Genomic DNA, 24,646 nt, shown 5'->3' with positions numbered 1-24,646 from the left:
CACCCTCCGATCCCGATGTCGACCCGCAGCTTAACAAGGAAGTTGCACAAGAGTCTTGCAGGATTGTTCAACAATTCAGTACCTTCGTCCGAACATCAACTGCGATGGGAGGTCTGTTCATGGCCGAGGAATTCAGCACGCGGACGCGAGACACCAGCACTGGGGCGACAGAAGCGGTCAAGTCCGCGACGAAGCGTGGTGCGCTGCTCGGTGCGATCTTCCTGATGGCCACGAGCGCGATCGGACCAGGCTTCATCACGCAGACGACGACGTTCACCGCGCAACTGGGCGCGGCTTTCGCCTTCGCGATCGTGCTGTCGATCATCGTGGACATCGCCGTGCAGCTGAACACCTGGCGGGTCATCGGGGTGTCCGGGATGCGCGCGCAGGACCTCGGCAACCGCGTGCTGCCCGGCGTCGGGTACGTGATGGCGGGGCTGGTGGTGCTGGGCGGACTGGTGTTCAACATCGGCAACGTCGCAGGCACCTCGCTGGGGCTGGATGCACTGTTCGGGCTGGACGTCAAGATCGGTGGCACGATCTCCGCGGTCATCGCGATCGGGATCTTCCTCAGCAAGCGGGCCGGTATCGCGATGGACCGGCTCGTCGTGGTGCTGGGTGTGCTGATGATCGGGCTGACCACATATGTCGCGATCGTGTCGGGTCCGCCGGTCGGCGAGGCACTACGGCAGACGGTGCTCCCCGACACCGTCGACTTCCTGGTGATCACCACGCTGATCGGTGGCACGGTGGGCGGCTACATCACCTACGCGGGCGCGCACCGGCTCATCGACTCCGGGGTCACCGGCCCCGACCAGGTGCGGCAGGTGTCGCGCAGTTCGATCACCGCGTTGCTCGTCACGGGCGTGATGCGTGTTGTGCTGTTCCTCGCGATCTTCGGCGTCGTGGCCGGTGGCGTCACACTGGCCGATGCCAACCCGGCAGCGGATGCCTTCTCGCATGCAGCCGGTGAGGTGGGGCTGCGCCTGTTCGGAATCGTGTTGTGGGCGGCGGCGATCACGTCGGTGATCGGCGCGTCCTACACGTCGGTGTCGTTCGTGGTGACGTTCTCACCTGCGCTCAAGAAGCGGCAGAACTGGCTGGTCGGCGGGTTCATCGCGGTGTCACTGGCGGCTTTCCTTCTGCTCGACCAGGCGCCCACCACCCTGCTGATCCTGGCCGGCGCGCTCAACGGTCTGATCCTGCCGGTCGGGTTCGGTGTGCTGATGTGGGTGGCCGCGCGGCGCCAGGACCTGCTCGGCGGCTACCGGTACCCGCGGTGGCTGCTGATCGTCGGGCTGCTGGCCTGGCTGCTGACGCTGTACCTAGGCTGGAACTCGCTCAGCGGGATCGCCGACTTGTGGAGCTGAGGATGCGTCTCCTGCCCTGTGCCGATTCCGGGCTGCTGGTCGAGCTCGACGACCTCGTCGCGGTCAGGGCGCTGCACGCGGCACTCGAAGCCGACCCACCTGCCGGGGTCATCGACCTCGTGCCCGCGGCGCGGACGCTGCTGCTGCGGCTCGATCCGTTGCGTGCCGATGTGTCCGAGGTCGAGCGGGCGGTCCGCGCGGTCCGTCCCGTCGATGTCGCCCGGCAGCAGAGCGAGCTCGTGCGGCTCCCGGTGATCTACGACGGCGCGGACCTCGCCGAAGTCGCCGAGCTGACCGGGCTCACCGAGCGTGAGGTCGTCGTGGAGCACATTGGTGCGGAGTGGACAGTCGCATTTGGTGGGTTCGCTCCCGGTTTCGGTTATCTCACCGGTGGTTCGGCGCTGCTGGAGGTGCCGCGGCGGGCAGAGTCCCGCACCAGGGTCCCCACGGGTGCGGTGGCGCTCGCGGGAAACTTCACGGGTGTGTACCCGCGCGAGTCGCCGGGTGGCTGGCAGCTCATCGGGCGCACCGAGGCGGCGATGTGGCAGGCCGACCGCGATCCGCCCGCGCTGCTCCGCCCGGGCGTACGTGTGGTTTTCGAGGAGGCGGAGTGAGCCACGGCTTGGAGGTGCTCGCGACCGGTCCACTGTCGACAGTGCAGGACCTCGGACGTCCTGGGCTGGCCGGTATCGGGGTCGGGATGTCGGGTGCCGCCGACCGCAGCTCGCTGCGTCTTGCGAACCGGCTCGTCGCCAATGTGGAGGGTGCAGCCGCCGTTGAGGTCACCTTCGGCGGGTTCGCCGCTGTGGCACGCCGCGATCTGACCGTCGCGGTGACGGGGGCGCCGTGCCCAGTCACGGTGGGCCGCCGAGCCGCTGCGCTGAACACGGTGCTGCGGGTGCCTGCCGGCGCCGAGCTGCGGCTCGGTCTGCCCGAGCGCGGGCTGCGCAGCTACCTGGCTGTTCGTGGTGGGATCGCCGTCGACCCCGTACTGGGGTCGCGGTCGTGCGATCTGCTCTCCGGGCTCGGACCGCCACCGCTGCGCCCGGGCACGGTGCTGCCGGTCGGCCCTGCGCCACGGCAGTACCCGGCGACCGACTTCGCGCCGGCGGTTTGCCTGCCGGTGGAGGAGATCGAACTCGCCGTGGTGCCCGGTCCACGTGCGGACTGGTTTGCGGAGAGTGCGCTCGCGACGTTGCTGAGCGAGCCGTACGAGGTGGCATCGCAGAGCAACCGCATCGGGATCCGTCTCGACGGTCCCGCCCTCGCCCGTGTCCGGGACGAGGAACTGCCCAGCGAGGGCATGGTCGTCGGCGCGTTACAGGTGCCGCCGTCCAGCAGGCCGACGTTGTTCCTCGCTGATCATCCCGTCACCGGCGGCTATCCGGTGATCGCTGTCGTCGTGGCGGCCGACGTCGACCGAGCAGCGCAGGCGCGGCCCGGAATGCGGGTGCGCTTCCGCCGTGCGTAGAAGGGGAGAACGATGATGTTGACACCAGCCGAGGCCAGGGCGAAGTTCCGTGCCGGACTGCGGGTTCCGACCGCGGGTTACTGTCCAGGATGGACACAGGCCAACCTGCTCAGCCTGCCCCGCGAGGACGCCTACGATTTCCTGCTCTTCGCCCAGCGCAACCCCCAGGCGTGTCCGGTGCTCGATGTGACCGAACCAGGGGAGACCAGCGCGTCGATCTTCTCCGGCGACCTGCGTACCGACCTGCCCGCCTACCGCGTGTACCGCAACGGTGCGCTGGTGGATGAACGCTCCGAGGTCGTGGATGTCTGGCGGGACGACCTGGTCACGTTTCTGATCGGGTGCAGCTTCACCTTCGAGGCGGCGCTGCTCGACGCGGGTGTCCCGGTACGGCACATAGATGCAGGCTCGAACGTTCCGATGTACCGGACCAACCGGGAGTGCCGTCCGGCGGGCAAGCTCGCCGGCCCGCTCGTCGTGTCGATGCGGCCCATCCCCGCCGAGCTGGTTGCGACCGCGGTGCGGGTGACGGCGCGCTACCCGGCGGTGCACGGTGCGCCCGTCCACATTGGAGCGCCCGGTTTGCTCGGTCTGGACGATCTGGCCAGCCCGGACTTCGGTGACCCCGTGGAGATCCGCCCGGGGGAGATCCCGGTGTTCTGGGCCTGCGGTGTGACCCCGCAGGCGGCCGTGATGCGGTCCAAGCCTTCGTTCGCCATCGGGCACGCGCCCGGCCACATGGCGATCACCGACCTGCGCGACGTGCAGTTCCAGCTGTACTGAGCGGGCAACTCGCGCGCCTGGGCGGGGGACTCGCGTGCCTGGGCGGGGGACTCGCGCGGTGTTACTGCCGGAGGGCCGCTGTGACGATCGCCAGCGCTTCGTCGGTCGATAGGCCAAGGCGGCGCGCGGTGTCGGCGTAGCCGACGGCGGCCTCCCCGGCGCGGCGGCGGCTTTCGTCACCGGAGGCGCCGACGAAGCTCCCGGCGCGGCCCCTGGTCTCGATCAGGCCGGCCTCCTCGAGCTCACGGTAGGCACGGGCGATCGTGTTCGGCGCGATGCCGAGATCGGCGGCGAGGCTGCGCACGGTCGGCAGCTTGGTGCCCACCGCGAGCGTGCCGTCGTTGATCTGCCTGGCCAGCTCGGAACGGACCTGCTCGTACGGCGGCACCTTCGACGTGCTGTCCACCTGAACAATCATGGCGCGTGTACCACCGATGCACGCTCCAGCGCTGCGGCGATGAGCTCGGTGAGGTCCTCGCTGCCTGGTGGCAGGGCAGTCACGGGCCACCAGGCCAGATCGTCCGACTCGTCACTCGCGACGGGCTCGGCGTCCCGTGGCGCCCGCACCAGGAAGCGAACGTCGAAATGCCGCGTGGGCACGCCCAGCGAACAGGTGATCGGATGGACGTCCAGCTGCAGTGGCTCCGGGTCGAGCGTCAAGCCCGCGATTCCCGACTCCTCGGTCGCCTCTCGCAGCGCGGCCGCGGCCAGTGATGTGTCGCCTGCCTCGCAGTGCCCGCCGAGCTGCAGCCACCGGCCCACCCGCGGATGCAGGGTGAGCAGCACACGCTCGCCCGGCTCGTCGAGGACGACCGCGGAGGCCGTGAGGTGCCCCGGCTCGCATGCCCGCACACACGCGTCCGCACGTGCGGTGAGGAAGCCGAGATAGCTCTGCCGCAGGGCCTCCTGGCTCGCGACCAGCGGACGCCATGCGTCCAGAGTGGACAAAGCGTTCGCGTGCAGCGTCCCCGGCACTAGAACTCCACCAACCCATCGGTGAGCTCGCGCGGCTCCCGCGGCGCGAGCGGTTGTCCCGGGTGTCCGATCGCGACGGCTCCCAGCGGTTGCCATGTCTCGGCCAGCCCGAGCGTCTGCCGGACGACGTCGGCGGAGAAGATCGTCGAGCCGATCCAGCACGAGCCGAGGCCCTCGGCGGCCAGCGCCACCAGGAGTCCCTGCACGGCTGCTCCGCCCGCGACCGTGAACATCGTGTGCTCGCAGGCATTGCGTCGCGCGTCGGGATAGGTGTGCGCGCCGGCGGCGACCAGGAACGGCACCACCACCTCCGGCGCGTTGAACAGGATGTCGCCGCGGCGTAGCCGACGGGCGATCTGCTCGGTGGTGAAGCCGTCAGCCGCCAGATCGGCTCGCCACGCATCGCGCATGGCTTCGAGCAGCTTCACCCGCTGTGGCCGGTTGCGCAGCCAGCCGAACCGGACCGGGTGGGTGTGGTGCGGTGCCGGCGCGGTCAGCGCCGCCCCGACAGCCCTGCGCAGAGCCGCCGGGTCCACCGGCTCGCCGCTGAACTCCCGGACCGAACGGCGCACCAGCACCGCCTCACGCCTGCCCTGCGCGATGGCCTCGTTCGTGCCGAGGCGGAACAGGTCCTCGTCGACCGGCCGCACCAGGTCCTTGGCGGTCGCGGTGGCGTCGCCGATCTCGAGTCCGCGCACGATCGCCACCGGTGTGCCGCCGAGCTTGCCCTTGACCAGATCGGCGGCACCCGCGAGCTCATCGGCCACCGCGACCTCGGTGACAGCCAGCTCGTTGCCCTGGCTGTCGACCTCGCCAGCGTAGGAGTGCAGCACGCGCAGGCCGGAGGAGCCGATGGCCGCGTCGGTCTGGCCGACCCGCCACGCGCGCCCCATCGTGTCGGTGATGACGACGGCGACCTCCACACCGAGCCGCTCGCGTAGGCCGTTGCGCAGGGCGAGCGCCGAGGCGTCCGGGTCGGCAGGCAGCAGCGCGATCTTGTCGAGTGCCACGTTGGAGGCGTCGACACCGGCTGCGGCCTGGACGATCCCGTTGCGGTTCTGAGTGATCGCGGTACGCCCGATCCGGGCGAGGACGCGCACCGACTCCTGCTCGATCAGTTCCCGGCGCGCCGCGTCCCTGGCCTCCGGCTCGCGCGGGACGGTGACGAGCCTGCCCTCGATCTTCGAGACCACTTTGCTGGTCACCACCACGACGTCGCCCGAGCGCAGCCACGGCACGGCAGCGGCGATGGCGCCGGTCAGATCGTCGCCGGGGGCGAACTCGGGAAGACCCGCGACGGGGATGATCTCCAGCCTGGGCGCGGCGTGGTCAGTCAACGTCCACTCCAGACAGCTCCAGCGCGGCGCGTGCCATCTTGGCCGTGGCGTCCACATCGGACATCAACAGGGGTACGGCACGCACCGCGACACCGGGCACGTCCACCGACTCGCCCGCCTGAACCAGCCAGCCGTCGAGCAGGCCGTCGGAGGTCTGCCGTGAGCCGTAGTGCCTGCCGACGGCCTCGGCGGAGGTCTCGACACCGATCGCGCTCAGGCATGCGTCGGCCATCCCACGCAGTGGCTTGCCGCCGATGATCGGTGAGACACCGACGATCCCGGCCGCCGTCTTGAGCATGGCCTCGCGCACGCCGGGCACCGACAGCACGGTGCCGACAGAGACCACCGGGTTCGACGGTGCGAACAGCACGGCATCGGCGCCGGCAATGGCGTCCAGCACCCCAGGACCCGGTGCCGACTCGTCGGCACCGACCGGCACGATCGAATGCGCACGCAGCTCGGCGCGGTAACGCACCCACCACTCCTGGAAGTGCAGTGCCTTGCGCTGCCCCCTGTTGTCCGGGTCGTCGACGACGACGTGGGTCTCCACCCGGTCGTCGGTCATCGGCAGCAGCCGCACACCGGGACGCCACCGCTGGCACAGCGCCTCGGTCACCGCGGAGAGCGGGTAGCCTGCCCGCAGCATGCGGGAGCGGATCAGGTGTGTGGCGATGTCCTTGTCGCCGAGGCCGAACCACGTCGGCTCGGCGCCGTACGCCTCGAGCTCGGCTTTCACCGTCCACGTCTCACCAGCGTGTCCCCAGCCGCGCTCGGTGTCGATACCCCCGCCGAGCGTGTACATGCAGGTGTCCAGATCGGGGCAGATGCGCAGGCCGTGCAGCCAGACGTCGTCGCCGGTGTTGACCAGCGCGGTGATCTGGTGCGGCGAATCCTCCGCCTCGCCGACCGGGGGCAACCCGAGGGCGGCCTTGACGCCGAGCAGGAACCGGGCGCCGCCCACCCCGCCGACTACAACGACAACGTTCACAGCATCGGATCTTTCCACGCCTATCCGGTCGCGGTAGCGGTGATGCTCGCCGAAACCGAGAGCAATGCGCTGCGCGTGTGTGACGTCACACACCGTCTTCACAGGCGCCTTCACCGGTACCTGCGTGCTCGAGCCGTTCGGCGTCATTCACGACTAGATTGGTGACAAAAGCGCAGAGAGGAATGCCGATGAGCATCGCGCGCAAGGACGATCGCCACAACGCAGACCTGGTGCGGGAGATCGCCGACAGCTTCAACCGCGCCGTGAACGCCAAGGAGCCCGACGCCGAGGACGCCGCCGAGCGCACTGAGCGGCCGCGCTTCGTCGTGACCGGTGACATGCGCAATCCGCCCAAGAAGGACCGGCACTGAGTGCAGCCGGACTTAAGCGCTGCGCTCACCCATTAAGGGTGGCCTGCGCATAGGATGCCTGCCGGGACCGCGTAATGTCCGTGAACGGGCAAGACCACAGAAACAGCAGGAGAACGCAGTGACCTACGTGATCGCCGAGCCCTGCGTCGACGTGCTCGACAAGGCATGCATCGACGAGTGTCCCGTCGACTGCATCTACGAGGGCGAGCGGATGCTCTACATCCACCCCGACGAGTGTGTCGACTGCGGAGCCTGCGAGCCGGTCTGTCCGGTGGAGGCCATCTACTACGAGGACGACGTCCCCGACGAGTGGTCCGCCTACACCAAGGCGAACGTCGACTTCTTCGACGAGCTCGGCTCGCCCGGCGGTGCGTCGAAGGTCGGCAAGACCAGCCACGACCCGCAGTGGATCAAGGACCTTCCCCCGCAGGGCGAATGACCCGCGTCGAACTCCCCGGCTTTCCCTGGGACTCGCTGGCCGGTCCCACCGCGCGGGCCAAGGCGCATCCCGGCGGGATCGTCGATCTGTCTGTCGGCACCCCGGTCGACCCGGTAGCGCCCGCCATACGTGACGCGCTTGCGGCGGTATCGGACATTCCGGGCTACCCGACGACGCATGGCACGCCCCAGTTGCGTGCCGCCGCGGTGGAGGCCCTGCGGCGGCGACACGGCATCGCGGGCATCGACCCGGAATCGGTGTTGCCCACGATCGGCTCCAAGGAGCTGGTCGCCTGGCTGCCGACGCTGCTCGGCGCGGGACCGGACGACATCGTCGTCATCCCGGAACTGGCCTACCCCACCTACGAGGTCGGCGTGCTGCTGGCCGGCGCGACCGTGCTGCGTGCGGACAGCCTGTTCGCGGTCGGCCCGCGGCGGCCCGCGATGATCTGGCTGAACTCGCCATCCAACCCCACCGGACGCGTGCTCGGCGTCGAGCACCTGCGCAAGGTCGTCGAATGGGCACGGGACCGCGGCACCGTCGTGGTGTCGGACGAGTGCTATCTCGCGCTCGGCTGGGACGCCGATCCCGTGTCGGTGCTGAGTCCCGCCGTCCACGACGGCAACCTCGACGGCATCCTGGCGGTCCACTCACTGTCGAAGTCGGCGAACCTGGCGAGCTACCGGGCCGGTTTCGTCACCGGTGACCCGGCGCTCGTGCGGCGGCTGCTGGAGGTCCGCAAGCACGCGGGCATGATCGTGCCGCGGCCGGTGCAGGAGGCCATGACCGTCGCACTCGCCGATGACGACGCCCTGCTGGCGCAGCGGGAGCGGTATGCGGCGCGGCGGATCGTGCTGCGCAAGGCGCTGCAGGACAGCGGATTCCGCATCGACCACTCCGAGGCAGGTCTGTACCTGTGGGCGACGCGCGGGGAGGAGACCGCCGCGACCGTCGGCTGGTTCGCCGAGCGGGGCATCCTCGTCGCGCCCGGCACCTTCTACGGTCCCGCCGGCGGGCAACACGTGCGGATCGCGTTGACGGCGACCGATGAGCGCATCAACGCCGCGGCGGAGCGACTCGCGAGCTGATCACACCGCTAACGGTGTGACGCTCGTCTCCCCTGTACGGGCGTCACGCGACCGGGTGGCAGGGGTTTCAGTTGCGCAGGCACGGACACCTCGCGCAACGGAGGAGCCTTGGAGCGGTTCTTCACCCAGTGCCGGGAGTACGACATCGACAGGCAGGAGGCCCGGCGCGCCCTGACGACCGCCCGCGTCGACATCAGGCTGGGCCGCGTGCTCGAACTCGACCCCTACAAGCTGGCGTGGCGGCGCCTTCGGCAGCAGCAACGACAACGGCCCGCGCGCTGACCTCGCCGGCATGGCGAGGCCAGCGCGCGCGGTCAGTCGTTGGCGTGCAGGGCGGCGTTGAGCTCGATGCCGTCGCCGGTGCGGGCCACGACCTCGACCGCACCGGTCGTCGAGTTGCGGCGGAACAGCGCGCCCGAGATGCCGGACAGCTCACGTGCCTTCACGGACTTGCCCTCGACGACCACCTTTGTGCCCGCGGTGACGTACAGCCCGGCCTCCACGACGCAGTCGTCGCCGAGTGAGATCCCGGCACCGCCGTTGGCGCCGATCAGGCAGCGCTCGCCGATGGAGATCACTTCCTTGCCGCCGCCGGAGAGCGTGCCCATGATCGATGCGCCACCACCGATGTCGGAGCCGTCGCCCACCACGACCCCGGCGGAGATGCGCCCTTCGACCATCGAGGCGCCGAGCGTGCCTGCGTTGAAGTTCACGAACCCCTCGTGCATGACGGTGGTGCCATTGGCGAGGTGGGCGCCGAGCCGGACGCGGTCGGCGTCGCCGATGCGGACCCCGCTCGGCATGACGTAGTCGACCATCCGCGGGAACTTGTCGACGCTGTACGCGGTGACCGGTCCCCGCGTGCGCAACCGCAGGCGGGTGGCCTCGAAGCCCTCGACCGGGCACGGGCCGTGGTTGGTCCACACGACGTTGGCCAGCAGGCCGAACACGCCGTCGAGGTTCTGCCCGTGCGGCTGGACGAGCCGGTGGGAGAGCAGGTGCAGGCGCAGGTACACGTCGTGGGTGTCGGCCGGTGCCTTCGCCAGCGAGGCGATCGAGGTGCGCACCGCGACGACCTCGACCCCGCGGGCGTCGTCCACGCCGAGCAGCGCGGCCGCGGCGTCGCCGAGCACCTCGGCGGTCTCCTCGCGCGACAGCCGTTCCGTGCCGGTGCCGCTGTCCTCGGTCGTCAGCTTCGGGTGCGGGAACCAGGTGTCGAGCACCGTGCCGCCGGGTGTGACGGTCGCCAGTCCGACACCGGTCGCGCCGGTCGTTTCAGGGATCGGGGTCTGCTCACTCACAGTCGATACCGTAACCCGGCTGATGGCCCGTCAACCCGGCTGGCCGGTGACCGCGGGCAGGCTCGCCACGCGGGTCTTGACCTCACCCAGCGCGGTCGACATGTCGACCAGTGTCTGTGTGCACTTGGCATTGCCACCCGCGTTCTCGCAGCCGTTCGCGCGGTAGGCGTTGATGGCGGCGCCGAGCTGCCGCGCGGCGTCCACCAGCTGTGGATGCTCGGTGCCCGCGTACTTCTCCGCGGTGCTCGGCACACTCCCGAGCTGGGTGACGTACTTCTGGCAGCTCGGCGGAGCGATCTCCGAGGGAGTGCGGAAGCACACGTCGACGCTCAGCGCGTCCAGCTTCACCCGCAGTGCGGCGGGACCGGGGTCGGGCGCCCCGGCCTTCGGTGTCGGGCCTGCCTCGCTCGAGCAGGCAGGCAGCAACAGGATCAGGGCGCCTGCGACGGTTGCGAGGACAGCTCGGGTGCGCACACCCTCACCGTACGCACCGGCGATACGGTGCGCGCATGCCCTCGCTCGATTTGCGTGCCGACCCTGTCGACCTCACCACCGCGTTGGTGGACATCCCCAGTGTCTCCGGGGAAGAGCGCGAGATCGCCGACGTCGTGGAGGCGGCGCTGCGCACCTGCGCCCCGCAGCTGGAGGTCGTCCGCAACGGCGACGCGGTCCTCGCGCGCACCGACCTCGGCAGGCCGTCCCGCGTGGTGCTCGCCGGACATCTCGACACCGTCCCGGTCAACGACAACCTGCCGCACACCCGCACCGGTTCGGGCGCGGACGAGGTGCTGCACGGACTCGGCACGGTGGACATGAAGGGCGGTGACGCGGTCTTCCTGCACCTCGCGTCGACCCTGCCGCAGCCACGCCACGACGTGACCTTCGTGTTCTACGACTGCGAGGAGGTCGAGGCGGTCCGCAACGGGCTCGGCCGGATCGAGCGCGAGCTGCCCGAGTGGTTGCGTGGTGACCTCGCCGTCGTCGGGGAACCGTCCAACGCGGTCATCGAGGCCGGCTGCCAGGGCACGATGCGCATCGAGCTCGCCACGACCGGTGCCAGGGCGCACACCGCGCGGGCGTGGATGGGCCGCAACGCCATTCACGCGCTCGGCGAACCGCTGCGCCGGCTGGCCGAGTACCAGCCGAGGGTCGTCGAGATCGACGGGCTGACGTATCGCGAGGGCCTGCAGGCGGTGCGTGTCGGCGGCGGGGTGTCCGGCAACGTCGTTCCCGACGCGGCGGTACTCACCGTCAATCACCGGTTCGCGCCGGACCGCACCCCGGAGCAGGCCGAGCAACACCTGCGGGAGGTGTTCGACGGCTTCGACGTGACCGTCGTCGACAGTTCGGCGGGTGCGTTGCCCGGTCTGTCGGCGCCTGCCGCCGCGGAGTTGGTGACCGCGGCAGGGGGCACCGCCGCCGCGAAGCTCGGCTGGACCGACGTGGCCCGGTTCGCCGCGCTCGGCATGCCTGCCGTGAACTTCGGCCCCGGCGATCCGACGCTGGCACACACGCAGCAGGAACACGTCGCAGCCGCCGAGATCCATCGGGTCACCGAGGTGCTCAGATCGTTTCTGGCGCCGTGACTCTAGGCTGGGCGCTGTGACTGACCAGGTGATCAAGAACACCGAGGGTGACGCCGAGCACCCGCCGGAGCGCCACCGCGGCCCTGTCGTGCTGCGCCGGGCGCGGCAGGACGAGGAATCCACGACCGACCAGCGCCTGCTGGACTCGCGGGGGCCGAGCGACTGGGTGCACACCGACCCGTGGCGGGTGCTGCGGATCCAGGCGGAGTTCGTCGAGGGTTTCGGCGCGCTCGCCGAGGTGCCACGCGCTGTGACGGTGTTCGGCTCCGCACGCACGCCGCGCGACCACCCCGAGTACCAGCTGGGCCGCGACATCGGCACGGCGCTGGCCAACGCCGGCTTCGCGGCGATCACCGGCGGCGGCCCCGGGGCGATGGAGGCGGTCAACCGGGGCGCTTCGGAGGCGGGTGGACTCTCGATCGGCCTCGGCATCGAGCTGCCGTTCGAGCAGGGCCTCAACCCGTGGGTCGACCTCGGGGTGAACTTCCGGTACTTCTTCACCCGCAAGACGATGTTCATCAAGTACGCGCAGGCGTTCATCTGCCTGCCAGGTGGGTTCGGCACACTGGACGAACTGTTCGAGGCGCTGACCCTCGTCCAGACGAAGAAGGTCACGAAGTTCCCGGTCGTGCTGTTCGGCACGGAGTACTGGGGCGGGCTCTACGAATGGGTCCGCACGACCGTGCTCGCCGAGGGCAAGATCGGCGAGAAGGACGCCGCGCTGCTGCACCTCACCGACGACATCGACGACGCGGTGGGTGTGGTGCTCGAGGCGTACAAGGCGTGGGAGGACGCTCATTAACGTGGTGAACACTGTGCGACGGCTCTGTGTCTTCTGTGGCTCCTCGGCGGGCCACGATCCCGGGTACGCCGAGGGAGCCGCGGCCCTGGGAGCGCTGCTCGCCGAGCGCGGTATCGGCCTGGTGTACGGCGGTGCGAGCGTCGGGCTGATGGGCGCGGTCGCCGACGCCACGCTGGCCGCTGGCGGTGAGGTCATCGGGGTGATCCCGAAGCACCTGATGCGTGTGGAGATCGCCCACCACGGCCTCACCGAGCTGCACGTCGTGGAGGACATGCACGAGCGCAAGGCGAAGATGGCCGCCCTCGCCGACGCGTTCGTGGCGTTGCCAGGTGGCGCGGGCACGCTGGAGGAGCTGTTCGAGGTGTGGACGTGGGCCCAGCTCGGTCTGCATGCCAAGCCAGTGGGCCTGCTCGACGCCGGTGGCTACTACACCAAGCTGGCCGAGTTCATCGAGCACATGGTCGCCGAGGGCTTTCTCAACACCCGCAGCCGGGGGCTGATCACCATCGACTCGGACCCGATCACCCTCCTCGACGCGTTCGCCGCGCACGAGGCGATCCCGATCAACAAGTGGGCGGGTTAACGCTCCCCGAATAACTAGGCGGCTTTCGGTGGTTTGTGGTATTCGTCCACGTACTCCAGCTGCGACAGCTCCATGATCGCGTACATGATCTCGTCGGTCACCGAACGACGGATGGCCGGTGACTCCGCCAGCCCGTCGTAGCGGGAGAAGTCCAGCGGGTCGCCGAAGCGCACGGTGACCCTCGTCAGGCGCGGTACCAGCTTGCCGACCGGCAGCAGCTTCTCCGTGCCGATGAGGGCCACCGGAACCACACGGGCGCCGGTGGCCAGCGCGAGCGCGGCGACGCCGGTGTGCCCGCGGTGCAGGCGGCCGTCCCGTGACCGGGTGCCCTCCGGGTAGATGCCGAAGGCGCCGCCCGCGTCGAGTACCTTGCGCGCCGCACCGAGTGCGGCCAGGCCTGCCGCCGCGTTGCCCCGCTCGACGGGCACGTACCCGAGCGCCGACAGGAAGGCGGCGACGAACCGGGCCTTGAACCCCTTGCCGGTGAAGTACTCGGCTTTGCCCAGGAAGGCCACCCGCCGCGGCGTGACGATCGGGATCACCACGGTGTCCGCCGCCGAGCGGTGGTTGGAGGCCAGGATCACCGGCCCGTCCAGTGGCACCTTCTCCGCACCGAACACGACCGGGCGGTAGATGAGCCTGGCGAGCGGTGCGAGAACACGGCGGATCAGCAGGTGTAACACGTCTCTCCTCCAGCGGGGTCCTCAGCCAGCATGGCACGATCGGGTGCCATGGACGAGCGGTGGTTCAGCCGGCGCACCTGGCAGAGTCCGCAGTGGACGGTCGGGGAGCTACGGAGGGCGAAGGGCACGCGATCGGTGTCCGTGGTGCTCCCCGCGCTGAACGAGGCGGGCACGGTCGGCACGGTCGTGGCGTCCATCCGTCCGCTGCTCGGCTCGCTGGTCGACGAGCTGGTGGTCGTCGACTCCGGCTCCGCCGACGACACCTGCGTGGTCGCGGCGCGTGCCGGCGCCCGGGTGGTGCGCCGCGAGGAGGTCCTGCCCGACTGGTCGCCGCTGCCGGGCAAGGGCGAGGTGCTGTGGCGCTCGCTGGCCGCCACCAGCGGTGACGTCGTGGTGTTCCTCGACTCCGACCTCGTCGACCCCGACCCCGGATTCGTTCCGGCGCTGCTCGGCCCCCTTGTATGCGAGCAGGGGGTGCACCTGGTCAAGGGCTTCTACCGCAGACCGTTGCGGCTGGAGTCGGCGGAGCTGGGCACCGGCGGTGGACGGGTCACCGAGCTGATGGCCAGACCGCTGCTCGCGGCACTGCGGCCCACGTTGTCAGGGCTGGTGCAGCCACTGGGCGGTGAGTACGCGGCGACCCGCGAGCTGCTGGAGTCGGTGCCGTTCGCCACCGGGTACGGCGTGGAGATCGGGCTGCTGCTCGACGCCGAGGCCCGGTACGGCATCGACGCGCTCGCCCAGGTCAACCTCGGCGTGCGCAAGCACCGCAACCGCTCGCTGCTGCAGCTCGGCGTCATGGCACGGGAGATACTGGGCACGGCACTGGCTCGCTGCGGCATCCCGGCGAGTGATGCGGGACTGACCCAGTTCACGCAGGTCGCCGGTGAATGGCTTCCGCAGCCGAACGAGGTGCCGTTGACGGACCGGCCGCCATTGCGCGAGGCGCTAGCCCAACACTGACAGCCGGGCGCTGGTCACCACATCAAGCAACCAGCGCCCGCCAAGGTGACGAGCTCGCGCCGTGGGGGGTGCGGGGGTCGCCCCCGCAATACGAAGGTGTGCCACGATCGGTGCGTGACCACCGCGCTCATCTATCTCGTCGTCATGCTGCTCGTGGCGGCAGTGGTGTTCCTGCTGGCGGCCGTCGTCTTCGGGCGTGGCGAGGAGCTCGCGCCGCTGGCCCCCGGCAGTTCGCCAACGCGGCTGCCCGCGGAGGACCTCACGGGCTCCGACGTGAGCGGTGTGAAGTTCCAGCTCGTGCTACGCGGGTACAAGATGTCCGAGGTGGACTGGGTGCTCTCGCGCCTCGGTGCCGAGCTCGACGGCCTGCGTGGCCAGGTCGCCGACCTGGAGAAGCAGCTGGCGCAGCGCACCGGGCACGAGGCCTCACCGTGACGGACCTCGTCGTCTCGGTCGGCATCGCCGCTCCCGCAGGGACGACCTGGCTCGCACTCACCGACTGGCAGCGCCAGCGCGAGTGGATGCTGCGCACCGACGTGCGGGTGGTGTCCGGCAACGGCCGCAGCGTCGGCTCGCGGCTGGAGGCGTTCACCGGTGTCGGCGCTGTCGGTGTCACCGACACGATGGAGATCACGAGCTGGGAGCCGCCGATCCGGTGCACGGTGCGGCATCTCGGCTCGGTCGTCCGCGGGACGGGTGCGTTCCACGTGCAGGACCGCGGGCCGCAGCGGTCGGTGTGCATCTGGTCCGAGCAGCTGGACCTGCCCTTCGGGCTGGTCGGTCGTCTCGGCTGGCCGTTCGTGAGGCCGGCGTTCTCGCTCGGCCTGCGGCAGTCTCTGCGCAACTTCGCGCGCTTCGCCGAGTCGTATGTGGTGGGTGGATGAACGTGCTGGTGGGTTCCGACGGGATTTCCCGCTGTGGCTGGGGGAACTCGGCGCCGGACTACGTGACCTACCACGACACCGAATGGGGAATACCGCTGCACGGCGCCGTGGCGCTGTTCGAGCGGCTGTCACTGGAGGCGTTCCAGTCGGGGCTGTCGTGGCTGGTGATCCTGCGTAAGCGGGAGGGATTCCGGCAGGCGTTCGCCGGGTTCGAGCCGGAGCAGGTGGCCGCGTTCGAAGACGATGACGTGACACGGCTGCTCGGTGACGCCTCGATCGTGCGGAACCGGGCGAAGATCCTCGCCACCATCCGCAATGCGCGGGCGATCGCCGAGCTGGACGTGCCGCTCGACACGCTGCTGTGGTCGTTCGCGCCGGACCCCGGCGATCGGGTCCGGCCTGCCACGATGGCCGATGTACCCGCGGTGTCGCCCGAGTCGAAGGCGATGGCCAAGGAACTCAAGAAGCGCGGCTTCGCCTTCGTCGGCCCGACCACGTGTTACGCACTGATGCAGGCCACGGGCATGGTTGACGATCACGTTGTGGGCTGCTTCCGCGCGCGCTGAGTCGCCGCTTCCAGTCCGTTGAGGTGGCGGGCGAGGCCGTGCGCGAACAGCGCATCGACGTCGTGGATCACGTCGCCGGGGAACCGGGCGAGCTGCGGGAACCGCCCCGAGCCGACCAGTGCGCCGACCTCGTGCTCCAGCGAATGCCACCACTGCTGGTTGGTCAGCCCCGTGCGCCGCTCTGCATCGGCCTCGGCGGCGGCCGACAGCGCGAGCCCCCGCACGAAGGCCGGCAGCGTGATTGCCTCCCGTGCCCGCTCGCGCTCGCTGAGCCCGAGCTCGCCGAGTGCGTCGAGGGTCCATTCGGTGTGCGCCATGGCCTCCGGCATCAGCATCGGCCGGGTCACGGAGATCAGTGAGGCAAGCCACGGGTGGCGCCGGAAGAGCTCCCACTGGATGCGGCAGACCAGCTCCAACCGCGCCCGCCAGCCTTCGGGGCTCTGGTCGGGTAGCGGCAGCTCGCGGAACACGGCCCTGGCCATCAGCAGCACCAGCTCGTGCTTGCCCGCGACATGGCGGTACAGCGACATCGCCCCCGCGCCCAGCTCTGCTGCGACCCTGCGCATGGACAGCGCGTCGAGCCCCTCGGCGTCGGCCACCGCGATGCCGGCACGTACAACGCGCTGCCTGGTCAGCGTGGCCTCGGCAGTCGCTGCCCTCTGCGTGGCCTGCGGTGGGCGCCTGCCCGTGCGAACGACGGTGCCCACGCCGGTGCGGGCTTCCACGAGCCCCTCGTGACGCAAGGTGGCGAGTGCCTTGGTGGCGGTCGCCATCGCCACCCCCCAGTCCCGGACGAGCTGTCGTGCCGACGGCACCCGGTCGCCGGGACGCAGCTCGCCGTCGGCGATGCGGTCGCGGATGGCCGACACGATGCGCAGGTAGGGCGGAATGCTCGGCTCCATGTGCCGAGTGTACTAGTACACGAGGTAGGGTCATCCACCCATTTTCTTGGTTAGTTCAGGTAGTCCTGGGTACTTTGTACGCATGGAGATCGAGTACGAGCAGAGCATCGCCGTCCTGGTGACGGCGTTCCAGCACGACCCGGTCAGCCGGTGGGTGTTCCCCGATGACGCGACCCGCCCGGCGGCGATGGCACGCCTGTTCGCTCCGCTGGTCCGGCGTTCGGCAGCCACCGGCGACCTGGCCACGGCGGGTGACGGAGCCGCCGTCGCCGTGTGGGTGAGGCTGGCGGCGGGGGAGACCGGAATGGAGGACGAGGGGGAGCTGCCACCCGAACTGGCGCCGCACGTCTCGCGGCTGGTGACCTTCGCCGAGCTGGCCGGGCGGCGGCACCCGCACGACCGGGCTCACCTCTACCTGCCGTTCCTCGGGGTCGCGCCGGCGCAGCACGGTCGTGGGCTCGGCAGTGAGCTGCTCGCGCGGCGACTCGCCTGTGCCGACGCCGAGGGCCTGCCCGCCTATCTCGAAGCCAGCTCGGCCCGCAGCCGCCCGCTGTACGCCAGGCACGGCTTCTGCGACACCGGCGAGCCGATCACCCTGCCCGACGGCCCGCCGCTCTGGCCGATGTGGCGTGAACCCAGCACACAGGAGAAGGGACAGTGACGATGAGTGAGAACGAGGTCGTCGCCGGTGGTGGCGACGGCGACTTCATGACCGTGCGGCACCTGACGTGCCGCGGCAGCCAGACCGAGATCGGCCGCGCGCAGGCCGAGGCCGCCATGGCCACCTACGCCTGGAAGCCGCTGCCTGCCGAGCCGCTGCGGGCGCGGGCGAGGCGGATCTGGTTCGAGCGGAACTGGCCGCAGCATGCCGCCCGCATGCGCGGTGCCGCTGCCGTGGCCGGTGTCGATCCCGGCAGCGATGCGGTGTTCCTCGACGGGCTGACCGGGTTGCCCGACGGGTCCGCCTGCTCGGTGACCTTCTGCCCGCCCGCGTTCACGGAGGAGGGCCGCGGTCTGATCGGCCGCAACTACGACTTCTTCCTCACCAGCGCCGAGGCCCTGTTCGCGCTGATGTCGGGTGAGCAGGTCGAGGACACCACCCCGCCGATGGCCTCCCTGCCCTACGTACTGACGAGCGTTCCCGACGACGGGCCTGCCACGACCCTGCTCACCATGAACGAGCTGGACGGGTGCATGGAGGGTGTCAACGAGCACGGGCTCGCCGTCGCGCTACTGATCGCCGACGCCGAGAACACCGGCACCCCCGAGCTGGCGGGCCCGCAGGTGGGGCTGTCCAGCACGCAACTGCCCCGGTTCCTGCTCGACACCTGCGCCACGGCCGAGGAAGCCAGGCTGGCTCTGCTCGGCACCAAGCAGTACGACCTCGGCACGCCACTGCACTACCTGGTCGCGGACGCCAGCGGGGATGCGTTCGTCTGGGAGCGTGGACGCGGCGGCGTCGAGCACATCATCGACGCCAACGACGCGGCCCTGTGCGTCACCAACCATCTGCTACACCGGCACCGCGACCTCGCGCAGCTGCCCGAGGACAACGCCGAGACGATGCTGACCTACCAGCGCTACCGGACACTGCGCGAGCGCACCGACCGCGCGCGGCTGTCCGGCACCGCTCTGCGTGAGACGCTCGACGCCGTTCGGATCACCGCCGCCAACGCGCAGGACTACCCGGCACGTACACTCTGGCGCTCAGTGCTCGACCTCGGCAGCCGGACGATGTCGACGCACTTCTACCTTGGCGACGACCCCGACGGGGCACCCCGCTACAGCGAGGAACTGTCGTTCTCGGCAGGGGCGGCGGTCACCGTCCCGTGAAGTTCGAGGTTGCGCGGATAGGGCGAATGCCTGCTGCGCGGGGCCAGCGCGGCGCTCCCACGCTGATCCCCGCTCGCGACGGCAGCCCCTATCCGCGCAACCTCCTCGGCTTGCGCTTGCCGACGAAGGCCTCCACGGCTTCGCGGTGGTCGGCGGTGCCGCCCAGAGCGGTCTGGATGGCGTCCTCGGCGGCAAGGGCCTCGGCGAGCGTGCTCTCGGCGGCCAGCGACAGCGTCCGCTTGATGCCGGCGTAGGCCGCGGTCGGCCCCGCCGCCAGCTGCGCGGCGACCTCGTGCGCCTTCGCCGTGAGATCCTCGTCCGCCACGACCTCGGCGATCAGGCCGATCCGCAGGGCTTCGGTGGCGTCCACCGGGCGTCCCAGCAGCATCAGCTCCGCCGCTCGGCCGTAGCCGACGAGCCGCTGCAGGGTCCACGAGGCGCCCGAGTCGGGGCCGAGCCCCACGCCGGCGAAGGCCATCAGGAAGGTGGCGGAACTGGCCGCGATCCGCAGGTCCGCGGCGTAGGCGAATGCGGCGCCCGCGCCCGCGGCCGGTCCGTTCACCGCCGCGATCACCGGCTTGGGGGCCTCGACGATCGCCCGCACGATGGGATTGTAGTGGTCGGCGACGGTGCGCAGTGGCGCTTCGTCGCCGGCCTGGAGCAGGCCGACGTGTTCTTTGAGGTCCTGCCCCGCGCAGAAGGCCTTGCCGGCGCCGGTCAGCACGATCGCCCGCACGCTCGTGTCAGCCGCGGCCTCCCGCAGTGCCGCCAGCAACCGCTCCTTCAGCTCGACCGTCATCGAGTTGTATGCCTTGGGGCGGTTCAGGGTCAGGGTGCGCACGCCATCGGTGTCGGCACGCAGCAGCACATCCTCAGTGGTCACGAAAACCCCTTCGTCGTCAGTACCTCGCCCGGCGAGTCTGACAGCCCCGCGAGCCGCATACCAGCGCCGATGTGCCGACGATAAGATCGGTCCGCATTCGCCGCCGTCGGCTGATAGGGGACAATGGTGGTGACCCGGTTGCTTCGGCGAGCGCGAGCCGGGCGCGCTGGTTCAGACGGAGGGAGCACGCTATGGCGGCCATGAAGCCCCGGACCGGAGATGGTCCCCTCGAAGTTACTAAGGAGGGGCGGGGCCTCGTGATGCGCGTACCGCTCGAGGGCGGCGGGCGGCTCGTCGTCGAGTTGTCGGCCGAGGAAGCCAAGGACCTCGGTGCGGCCCTTCAGGAGGCCACGAGCTAGTTACTTTCTCTCGACCGCACCGCCAGCGTTGACTCGTCTCCGGCTGGCGCCCTTCGTGTGCCTGGAGGCTGCCGATGGCGCGCTCCCCGCTGCCGTCCGTTCCCAGTCCGTTGATCGACATCGAGGTCGGTGACACCGCTCGTCGCGGGGAACCGCTCGCCGTGGTCATCTCGCCGGACGGCGATTCGATGTACCCCGATGCGGTCAGTGCGGTACGGGCCACCGGTAAGGCGGGTGAGGTGCTCCTGGTGCCCGGCGACGACGGCCCGCGCTGGCTCGTCGGTGTCGGCGCCGGCGATGAGCAGCAGTACCGCGCGGCGGGAGCGGCGTTCATTCGCGCGGCGAACTCCTATGCCGAGTCGGAGGCCGACACCGGACGGCGGGCACCGCGCCGGGTCGTCGTGCAGCTGCCGGGCGCTGTCTCCAACAATCACTACGCCGCCTTCGCCACGGGCGTATTGCTGGGCGGGTACCGGTACCGGGTCAGTGCCGGCGAGCCGAAGCCTGCCGTGCGCACGGTGCGCCTGCTGACCCAGCACGAGCGGGCCGTTCCCGCGTACTCCGACGCGGTGGCCAGGGCGCGCGAGCTGGCGGCGGCGACCGCGCTGGCGCGTGACCTCGCGAACACTCCGTCCAATGTGAAGGATCCGGCGTGGCTTGCCGGCGTGGCCGAGCAGATCGCAGACGAGGTGACGGGGCTCGGGGTGACCGTGCGCGACGAGCAGTGGCTCGCGGCGCAGTCCTTCGGCGGTGTGCTCGCGGTCGGCGGCGGTTCGGCGAGCCCGCCGAGGTTGATCGAACTCAGTTACCGCCCGCGCGGCGCCACGCGGCACCTGCTGCTGGTCGGCAAGGGCATCACCTTCGACACCGGTGGCATCTCGATCAAGCCTGCCGACGGCATGCACCTGATGCGGACCGACATGTCCGGCGGCGGCGCGGTGATCGCGGCCATGCGCGCGATCGCCGCGCTGCGGTTGGGCGTGCGGGTGACCGCACTCGTGCCGGCGGCGGAGAACCACGTCTCCGGCTCGGCGTACCGGCCGGGTGACATCGTGCGGCACTACGGCGGCACGACCACCGAGGTCGGCAACACCGATGCCGAGGGCAGGATGGTGCTCGCCGACGCGATCGCCTACGGCGTGCGGCGTTTCCGCCCGGACGCGATCGTCGACGTCGCGACGCTGACCGGTGCCATGAAGGTCGCACTCGGGCTGCGGACCGGCGGGCTGTTCGCCAGCGACGACGAGGTCGCCGAGCGTGTGCACGCCGCGGGGGAGCAGGCCGGTGAGCAGTGGTGGCGCATGCCGCTGCTCGCGGACCACACCGACGACGTGCGCAGCGACATCGCCGATGTGCGGCAGGCACCATCGGGGCCAGGCGGCATCACCGCCGCGCTCTTCCTGCGCGAGTTCACCGCGGGCCTGCCCTGGGCCCATCTGGACATCGCGGGCCCGGCCCGGTCGGAGAAGAACTACAACGAGGTGGTGCCCGGCGGCACCGGGTTCGCGGCACGCACGCTCGTGGAGCTGGCTGTGTCCTACAGCTGAGCTCGGTCGCGGACGAAGTCCCGGAAGGCAGCCACCGCGGCCGGCGGGGCGTGCCCGGCGGTCCACGCCAGCCCGATCGCGCGGGTGACCTTGGGGCGCAGCGGTACCTCGATGACGCCCGCCGGGGCGCCCGGCTCGAACTTCGGCAGGAGCGCCACCCCGAGGCCGGCCGCGACCAGGCCGCGCACGGTGTCGGACTCCTGCCCCTCGAACGCGATCGCGGGGCGGAATCCGGCAGCTGCGCACAGCTCGTCGGTGATCTGGCGTAGCCCGTAGCCGTGTTCGAGCTGCACGAACACCTCGTGTTCGAGGTCGCCGACCCGGACCTGGTCCCGCCCGGCGAGGCGGTGGCCTGCCGGTACGGCCACGAACAGCTCCTGCTGGCTGAGGACGACGCTGTCGAACGCCTCGTCCGCGGGCGGCGGTGCGATCAGCGCGAGGTCGATCTCGCCGGCGCCGAGCCGGTCGAGCATGTCCTGCCGAGAGCCCTGGACGAGGCTGAACCGGGTATGCGGATGGCGTTCCCGGAAATCCCTGAGCAGACGCGGCACCAGTGAGCGGCCGAGCAGGTGCAGGAAGCCGAGCACCACGTGCCCACGTTCCGGATCGATCTCCTCGCGCGCCTGCCGTACCCCGCCCTCGAGTACGCCGAGGGCGCGTTCGGCTGCATCGGCGAGCAGCGCCCCGGCCCTGGTGAGCCGGATGCCGCGGCCGTCGGCGATGGTCACGGGCGCGCCGAGCCGGTCACCGATGGCTGCCAGGCGCCTACTCGCCGTCGGCTGCGGGATGCCGAGCTCCTGCGCGGCGCGGGTGACGTTGCCGGTGACCTTCAGCACCCGCAGCAGTGCCGCCTGCGGAGCGAGTTCCGCGGTGAACCGGGCGTTTTCCCATTCATCCAGCACGGTATGTATTATCCACGGATTCCGTATTAGACGTATTGGTTAGCTGGCCTTAGCGTCACCTGCATGGTCACGGAGCGGGTACGCGGGGACGTCCGCCGGGTCACGCTCGCGGTCGCCGCGGCCGGGGTGTGCTCCTTCGCGCTGCTCTACGCACCGCAGCCGGTGCTGCCACAGCTGGCCGAGCAGTACGGGCTCGACCCGGGGCGTGCCTCACTCGCGGTGAGCGTCGCAACCGCGGCACTGGCGATCGCGGTGCTGCCGATCGCCGTGCTGTCGGAGATCGTCGGGCGGCGGCCGGTGATCATCGCCTCCGTCCTTGCCTCGGCAGTACTCGGGTTGCTCCTGCCGCTGGCGCCCTCGTTCGAGGTGCTGCTCGTGTTGCGGGCAGTGCAAGGTGTGGCGATCGCCGGGTTCCCCGCGGTCGCCGCGGCGTACCTGGTGGAGAGGCTCGGCCGCGGCGGGGTGGCGGCCGCGGTCGGCGCCATGGTCGCGGGCAACACCGTCGGGGGCATGCTCGGCAGGCTGGCCAGCGGCGGCACCGCCGGTCTGTTCGGCTGGCGCGGGGCGCTGGCAGCGGTCGCCGTGCTCGCCTTCGTGTGCGCTGTGCTCACCGTCGTCACGGTGCCGGCCGCGGGCCCCGCCGCACCCGGCGGCCGAGCACCGCTGCGCGGCATCCTCGGCGGGTTCGGCCTGGCGCTGCGCAAACCGGTGCTGCTGGCGCAGTACGCGGTCGCGCTGCTGGCCATGGGTTCGTTCGTGGCGCTCTACAACGCCGCCGGGTTCCGGCTCACCGGCGACCCGCTGGGGCTCAGCCCCGCGGTCGCCTCGCTGGTCTTCCTCGCCTACGCGATGGGCTCGGTGTCGTCGGTGGTCGCGGGCAGGCTGGTGGGCCGGTTCGGCAGGCGGCGGTCATTGCTCTGCGGGCTCGCCATCACCGCTGCCGGTACCGCGCTGACGCTGCCCGACTCGCTGCCGCTGGTGATCGCCGGGTTCGTCGTGCTCACCGGCGGCTTCTTCGCCACCCACGCGGTCGCCAACGGCTGGGCCGCCGCGGAGGCGCCCCCGCAGGCCCGCGGACCGGCCGGGGGGCTCTACACGCAGGCGTACTACCTCGGCAGCAGCGTCGGCGGCACGCTGGGCAGTGTGGTGTACGGCCACGCCGGCTGGGGCTGGCTCGTGGTGACCGTCACCGGGTGGCTGCTGGTGGCCTTCCTCGGTTCGCTCGCGGTGCGCGCGCCCTCAGCTGCTGCCCACAGCGGCAGCGAGCAGCCCGCTGCCGACCGGGATGATCGCGGGGCGCAACCGCTCGTCGTCCCGCAGCGCCCGCGCCACCTCCCGTAACGCCAGCAGTTCGGGGTCGCGCCGTGCCGGATCGGCGAACCGGCCACCGGCCAGCACGTTGTGGAACACGATGACGCCACCTGGCCGCAGCAGCTGCACACCCTGCGCGAAGTAGTTCGGGTACTCCAGCCGCGCCGCATCGGCGAACACCAGGTCGTAGCCGCCCGAGGTCAGCCGGGGCAGCACGTCCAGCGCCCTGCCCATGATGAGCCGGGTACGCCCTGCCGGGAAGCCGGCCTCGACGAACGCTCTTCGCGCCGAGCGGTGGCATTCCGGCTCGAGGTCGATCGTGGTCAGCACACCGTCCGAGGCCATCCCACGCAGCAGGTGCAAGCCACTGACCCCGGCTCCGGTCCCGATCTCGACGACGGCTCTGGCCTGCAGGGTCGCGGCCAGGAAGCTCAGCGCCGCGCCGGTCGCGCACGACACGGCAGGGCAGCCGAGCTCGGCTGCCCTGCCGCGCGCGGCGGCAAGCAGCTCGTCGTCGGGGAAGTAGCCCTCGATGAAGTCGCCGAGATCGACCGGGCTCGTGCTGTGTACCTCGGAGTTCACGCGCAGAGGTTAGCGCGGCGAACTCGCCCGTCAGGTTAACCACGCGGAACACGTTTCTCAGGCTGATCTCAGTCGGATCTCACTAGAACCATAAGGAAATGCCGGAGACTACGTCTCAAGGATGGGAACACCTGGCG

The 24,646-nt window shown here is 70.6% G+C and carries 31 protein-coding genes; 20 read left to right on the top strand and 11 right to left on the bottom strand.

Annotated elements, in window-relative coordinates; genetic code table 11:
• The first annotated feature begins 119 nt into the window (after window positions 1–119).
• From ABZ863_RS14500 to ABZ863_RS14485, 4 genes are read left to right on the top strand one after another with little or no spacing between them, the layout of a single operon-like run.
• Complete coding sequence (locus ABZ863_RS14500; RefSeq protein WP_358535248.1) at window positions 120–1,370, top strand: NRAMP family divalent metal transporter; 1,251 nt, start codon at window positions 120–122, stop codon at window positions 1,368–1,370.
• Between the two features lie 2 nt (window positions 1,371–1,372).
• The gene (locus ABZ863_RS14495; RefSeq protein ID WP_358535246.1) at window positions 1,373–1,984 is read left to right on the top strand and encodes an allophanate hydrolase subunit 1; all 612 of its coding nucleotides are present in this window, start codon (window positions 1,373–1,375) and stop codon (window positions 1,982–1,984) included.
• Window positions 1,981–2,841: a biotin-dependent carboxyltransferase family protein gene (locus tag ABZ863_RS14490; protein WP_358535244.1), complete on the top strand. Its 861-nt coding sequence runs from the start codon at window positions 1,981–1,983 to the stop codon at window positions 2,839–2,841. Before ABZ863_RS14495 ends, ABZ863_RS14490 begins: the two co-directional genes overlap by 4 nt.
• 18 nt (window positions 2,842–2,859) lie before the next feature.
• Complete coding sequence (locus tag ABZ863_RS14485) at window positions 2,860–3,624, top strand: putative hydro-lyase (protein WP_358535390.1); 765 nt, start codon at window positions 2,860–2,862, stop codon at window positions 3,622–3,624.
• Window positions 3,625–3,685: 61 nt separating this feature from the next.
• Here ABZ863_RS14485 and ABZ863_RS14480 read toward each other — a convergent pair whose 3' ends face one another.
• The 4 genes from ABZ863_RS14480 to cofD are packed head-to-tail and all read right to left on the bottom strand — an operon-like array spanning window position 3,686 to window position 6,924.
• Window positions 3,686–4,042 carry a GntR family transcriptional regulator gene (locus ABZ863_RS14480; protein ID WP_358535242.1) on the bottom strand — a complete coding sequence of 119 codons (357 nt, stop codon included), beginning with the start codon at window positions 4,040–4,042 and terminating at the stop codon, window positions 3,686–3,688.
• Window positions 4,039–4,599: an NUDIX hydrolase gene (locus tag ABZ863_RS14475; protein WP_358535240.1), complete on the bottom strand. Its 561-nt coding sequence runs from the start codon at window positions 4,597–4,599 to the stop codon at window positions 4,039–4,041. Before ABZ863_RS14475 ends, ABZ863_RS14480 begins: the two co-directional genes overlap by 4 nt.
• Window positions 4,599–5,936 carry a coenzyme F420-0:L-glutamate ligase gene (locus ABZ863_RS14470; RefSeq protein ID WP_358535238.1) on the bottom strand — a complete coding sequence of 446 codons (1,338 nt, stop codon included), beginning with the start codon at window positions 5,934–5,936 and terminating at the stop codon, window positions 4,599–4,601. Before ABZ863_RS14470 ends, ABZ863_RS14475 begins: the two co-directional genes overlap by 1 nt.
• The gene (gene cofD / locus ABZ863_RS14465) at window positions 5,929–6,924 is read right to left on the bottom strand and encodes a 2-phospho-L-lactate transferase (protein ID WP_358535388.1); all 996 of its coding nucleotides are present in this window, start codon (window positions 6,922–6,924) and stop codon (window positions 5,929–5,931) included. Before cofD ends, ABZ863_RS14470 begins: the two co-directional genes overlap by 8 nt.
• Before the next feature lie 188 nt (window positions 6,925–7,112).
• Here cofD and ABZ863_RS14460 point away from each other — a divergent pair, with 188 nt between their 5' ends.
• From ABZ863_RS14460 to ABZ863_RS14445, 4 genes are all read left to right on the top strand, one after another.
• Window positions 7,113–7,295 (top strand): hypothetical protein, encoded by a 183-nt coding sequence (locus tag ABZ863_RS14460; protein WP_358535236.1) that lies wholly within the window; start codon window positions 7,113–7,115, stop codon window positions 7,293–7,295.
• Between the two features lie 118 nt (window positions 7,296–7,413).
• Complete coding sequence (fdxA, locus tag ABZ863_RS14455) at window positions 7,414–7,734, top strand: ferredoxin (RefSeq protein ID WP_358535234.1); 321 nt, start codon at window positions 7,414–7,416, stop codon at window positions 7,732–7,734.
• Window positions 7,731–8,822 carry a succinyldiaminopimelate transaminase gene (dapC, locus tag ABZ863_RS14450; RefSeq protein WP_358535232.1) on the top strand — a complete coding sequence of 364 codons (1,092 nt, stop codon included), beginning with the start codon at window positions 7,731–7,733 and terminating at the stop codon, window positions 8,820–8,822. The genes fdxA and dapC overlap by 4 nt, the downstream gene beginning before the upstream one ends.
• A 108-nt stretch (window positions 8,823–8,930) precedes the next feature.
• Entirely contained in the window at window positions 8,931–9,104 is a 174-nt protein-coding gene (locus ABZ863_RS14445) for a hypothetical protein (RefSeq protein ID WP_358535230.1), read from the top strand.
• A gap of 32 nt (window positions 9,105–9,136) precedes the next feature.
• Here the strand turns inward: ABZ863_RS14445 and dapD are convergent, their stop codons facing one another.
• Window positions 9,137–10,123 (bottom strand): 2,3,4,5-tetrahydropyridine-2,6-dicarboxylate N-succinyltransferase, encoded by a 987-nt coding sequence (dapD, locus tag ABZ863_RS14440; protein ID WP_358535228.1) that lies wholly within the window; start codon window positions 10,121–10,123, stop codon window positions 9,137–9,139.
• Window positions 10,124–10,153: 30 nt separating this feature from the next.
• Complete coding sequence (locus tag ABZ863_RS14435) at window positions 10,154–10,597, bottom strand: hypothetical protein (protein ID WP_358535226.1); 444 nt, start codon at window positions 10,595–10,597, stop codon at window positions 10,154–10,156.
• Between the two features lie 35 nt (window positions 10,598–10,632).
• On the opposite strand from ABZ863_RS14435, the gene dapE reads away from it, so the two are divergent.
• Genes dapE through ABZ863_RS14420 form a run of 3 tightly spaced genes read left to right on the top strand, consistent with a single transcriptional unit; the run spans window position 10,633 to window position 13,094 of the window.
• Window positions 10,633–11,709: a succinyl-diaminopimelate desuccinylase gene (gene dapE / locus ABZ863_RS14430; protein ID WP_358535224.1), complete on the top strand. Its 1,077-nt coding sequence runs from the start codon at window positions 10,633–10,635 to the stop codon at window positions 11,707–11,709.
• Between the two features lie 16 nt (window positions 11,710–11,725).
• The gene (locus ABZ863_RS14425; protein WP_358535222.1) at window positions 11,726–12,511 is read left to right on the top strand and encodes a TIGR00730 family Rossman fold protein; all 786 of its coding nucleotides are present in this window, start codon (window positions 11,726–11,728) and stop codon (window positions 12,509–12,511) included.
• A 13-nt stretch (window positions 12,512–12,524) separates the two neighbouring features.
• Complete coding sequence (locus ABZ863_RS14420; protein ID WP_358535386.1) at window positions 12,525–13,094, top strand: TIGR00730 family Rossman fold protein; 570 nt, start codon at window positions 12,525–12,527, stop codon at window positions 13,092–13,094.
• Between the two features lie 14 nt (window positions 13,095–13,108).
• Here ABZ863_RS14420 and ABZ863_RS14415 read toward each other — a convergent pair whose 3' ends face one another.
• On the bottom strand, window positions 13,109–13,777 hold the full coding sequence (locus tag ABZ863_RS14415) for a lysophospholipid acyltransferase family protein (protein WP_358535220.1): 669 nt from the start codon (window positions 13,775–13,777) through the stop codon (window positions 13,109–13,111).
• Between the two features lie 48 nt (window positions 13,778–13,825).
• On the opposite strand from ABZ863_RS14415, the gene ABZ863_RS14410 reads away from it, so the two are divergent.
• From ABZ863_RS14410 to ABZ863_RS14395, 4 genes are all read left to right on the top strand, one after another.
• Complete coding sequence (locus tag ABZ863_RS14410) at window positions 13,826–14,740, top strand: glucosyl-3-phosphoglycerate synthase (protein ID WP_358535218.1); 915 nt, start codon at window positions 13,826–13,828, stop codon at window positions 14,738–14,740.
• Between the two features lie 114 nt (window positions 14,741–14,854).
• Window positions 14,855–15,175: a DivIVA domain-containing protein gene (locus tag ABZ863_RS14405; RefSeq protein WP_358535216.1), complete on the top strand. Its 321-nt coding sequence runs from the start codon at window positions 14,855–14,857 to the stop codon at window positions 15,173–15,175.
• Window positions 15,172–15,624, top strand: coding sequence for an SRPBCC family protein (locus tag ABZ863_RS14400; protein WP_358535214.1), 453 nt, complete (start codon window positions 15,172–15,174; stop codon window positions 15,622–15,624). Before ABZ863_RS14405 ends, ABZ863_RS14400 begins: the two co-directional genes overlap by 4 nt.
• A complete protein-coding gene (locus ABZ863_RS14395) occupies window positions 15,621–16,190 on the top strand; it encodes a DNA-3-methyladenine glycosylase I (RefSeq protein ID WP_358535212.1) in 570 nt (189 codons plus the stop codon). The genes ABZ863_RS14400 and ABZ863_RS14395 overlap by 4 nt, the downstream gene beginning before the upstream one ends.
• Here ABZ863_RS14395 and ABZ863_RS14390 read toward each other — a convergent pair.
• Window positions 16,160–17,092, bottom strand: coding sequence for a TetR/AcrR family transcriptional regulator C-terminal domain-containing protein (locus tag ABZ863_RS14390; protein ID WP_358535210.1), 933 nt, complete (start codon window positions 17,090–17,092; stop codon window positions 16,160–16,162). The genes ABZ863_RS14395 and ABZ863_RS14390 overlap by 31 nt on opposite strands.
• Window positions 17,093–17,174: 82 nt before the next feature.
• Between ABZ863_RS14390 and ABZ863_RS14385 the strand changes: the two genes are divergently transcribed.
• Together ABZ863_RS14385 and ABZ863_RS14380 are read left to right on the top strand one after the other, a co-directional pair.
• Window positions 17,175–17,753, top strand: coding sequence for a GNAT family N-acetyltransferase (locus ABZ863_RS14385; RefSeq protein ID WP_358535208.1), 579 nt, complete (start codon window positions 17,175–17,177; stop codon window positions 17,751–17,753).
• A gap of 2 nt (window positions 17,754–17,755) precedes the next feature.
• A complete protein-coding gene (locus ABZ863_RS14380) occupies window positions 17,756–18,925 on the top strand; it encodes a C45 family peptidase (RefSeq protein WP_358535206.1) in 1,170 nt (389 codons plus the stop codon).
• Window positions 18,926–19,013: 88 nt separating this feature from the next.
• Here ABZ863_RS14380 and ABZ863_RS14375 read toward each other — a convergent pair whose 3' ends face one another.
• Window positions 19,014–19,808, bottom strand: a complete 795-nt coding sequence (locus ABZ863_RS14375; protein ID WP_358535204.1) for an enoyl-CoA hydratase-related protein — start codon at window positions 19,806–19,808, stop codon at window positions 19,014–19,016.
• Window positions 19,809–19,999: 191 nt separating this feature from the next.
• Here ABZ863_RS14375 and ABZ863_RS14370 point away from each other — a divergent pair, with 191 nt between their 5' ends.
• Both ABZ863_RS14370 and ABZ863_RS14365 read left to right on the top strand, forming a co-directional pair.
• Window positions 20,000–20,167 (top strand): DUF3117 domain-containing protein, encoded by a 168-nt coding sequence (locus tag ABZ863_RS14370; RefSeq protein ID WP_009152618.1) that lies wholly within the window; start codon window positions 20,000–20,002, stop codon window positions 20,165–20,167.
• Window positions 20,168–20,241: 74 nt separating this feature from the next.
• On the top strand, window positions 20,242–21,714 hold the full coding sequence (locus tag ABZ863_RS14365; protein ID WP_358535201.1) for a leucyl aminopeptidase: 1,473 nt from the start codon (window positions 20,242–20,244) through the stop codon (window positions 21,712–21,714).
• Here the strand turns inward: ABZ863_RS14365 and ABZ863_RS14360 are convergent.
• The gene (locus tag ABZ863_RS14360; RefSeq protein WP_358535200.1) at window positions 21,705–22,616 is read right to left on the bottom strand and encodes a LysR substrate-binding domain-containing protein; all 912 of its coding nucleotides are present in this window, start codon (window positions 22,614–22,616) and stop codon (window positions 21,705–21,707) included. The two genes, ABZ863_RS14365 and ABZ863_RS14360, sit on opposite strands and share 10 nt — an antisense overlap.
• Window positions 22,617–22,679: 63 nt before the next feature.
• On the opposite strand from ABZ863_RS14360, the gene ABZ863_RS14355 reads away from it, so the two are divergent.
• Window positions 22,680–23,957, top strand: coding sequence for an MFS transporter (locus ABZ863_RS14355; protein ID WP_358535198.1), 1,278 nt, complete (start codon window positions 22,680–22,682; stop codon window positions 23,955–23,957).
• Here ABZ863_RS14355 and ABZ863_RS14350 read toward each other — a convergent pair.
• Complete coding sequence (locus tag ABZ863_RS14350) at window positions 23,856–24,509, bottom strand: O-methyltransferase (protein ID WP_358535196.1); 654 nt, start codon at window positions 24,507–24,509, stop codon at window positions 23,856–23,858. The two genes, ABZ863_RS14355 and ABZ863_RS14350, sit on opposite strands and share 102 nt — an antisense overlap.
• Window positions 24,510–24,646: the final 137 nt, after the last annotated feature.

This window comes from Saccharomonospora sp. NPDC046836 (assembly GCF_040645195.1).
Classification (GTDB): Bacteria; Actinomycetota; Actinomycetes; order Mycobacteriales; family Pseudonocardiaceae; genus Prauserella_A.
Note: the sequence above shows the minus strand (reverse complement) of the source record. Positions and strands in the feature narration are given on the sequence as shown.

Bases quoted from the DNA above. Each gene is read 5' to 3' on its own strand.
- ABZ863_RS14500 (WP_358535248.1), top strand. From the start codon at position 120: ATGGCCGAGGAATTCAGCACGCGGACGCGAGACACCAGCACTGGGGCG.
- dapE (WP_358535224.1), top strand. From the start codon at position 10,633: ATGCCCTCGCTCGATTTGCGTGCCGACCCTGTCGACCTCACCACCGCG.
- ABZ863_RS14390 (WP_358535210.1), bottom strand. From the start codon at position 17,092: ATGGAGCCGAGCATTCCGCCCTACCTGCGCATCGTGTCGGCCATCCGC.
- dapC (WP_358535232.1), top strand. From the start codon at position 7,731: ATGACCCGCGTCGAACTCCCCGGCTTTCCCTGGGACTCGCTGGCCGGT.
- ABZ863_RS14385 (WP_358535208.1), top strand. From the start codon at position 17,175: ATGGAGATCGAGTACGAGCAGAGCATCGCCGTCCTGGTGACGGCGTTC.
- ABZ863_RS14480 (WP_358535242.1), bottom strand. From the start codon at position 4,042: ATGATTGTTCAGGTGGACAGCACGTCGAAGGTGCCGCCGTACGAGCAG.
- ABZ863_RS14355 (WP_358535198.1), top strand. From the start codon at position 22,680: ATGGTCACGGAGCGGGTACGCGGGGACGTCCGCCGGGTCACGCTCGCG.
- ABZ863_RS14380 (WP_358535206.1), top strand. From the start codon at position 17,756: ATGAGTGAGAACGAGGTCGTCGCCGGTGGTGGCGACGGCGACTTCATG.
- ABZ863_RS14370 (WP_009152618.1), top strand. From the start codon at position 20,000: ATGGCGGCCATGAAGCCCCGGACCGGAGATGGTCCCCTCGAAGTTACT.
- ABZ863_RS14395 (WP_358535212.1), top strand. From the start codon at position 15,621: ATGAACGTGCTGGTGGGTTCCGACGGGATTTCCCGCTGTGGCTGGGGG.
- ABZ863_RS14460 (WP_358535236.1), top strand. From the start codon at position 7,113: ATGAGCATCGCGCGCAAGGACGATCGCCACAACGCAGACCTGGTGCGG.
- ABZ863_RS14365 (WP_358535201.1), top strand. From the start codon at position 20,242: ATGGCGCGCTCCCCGCTGCCGTCCGTTCCCAGTCCGTTGATCGACATC.
- ABZ863_RS14410 (WP_358535218.1), top strand. From the start codon at position 13,826: ATGGACGAGCGGTGGTTCAGCCGGCGCACCTGGCAGAGTCCGCAGTGG.
- ABZ863_RS14495 (WP_358535246.1), top strand. From the start codon at position 1,373: ATGCGTCTCCTGCCCTGTGCCGATTCCGGGCTGCTGGTCGAGCTCGAC.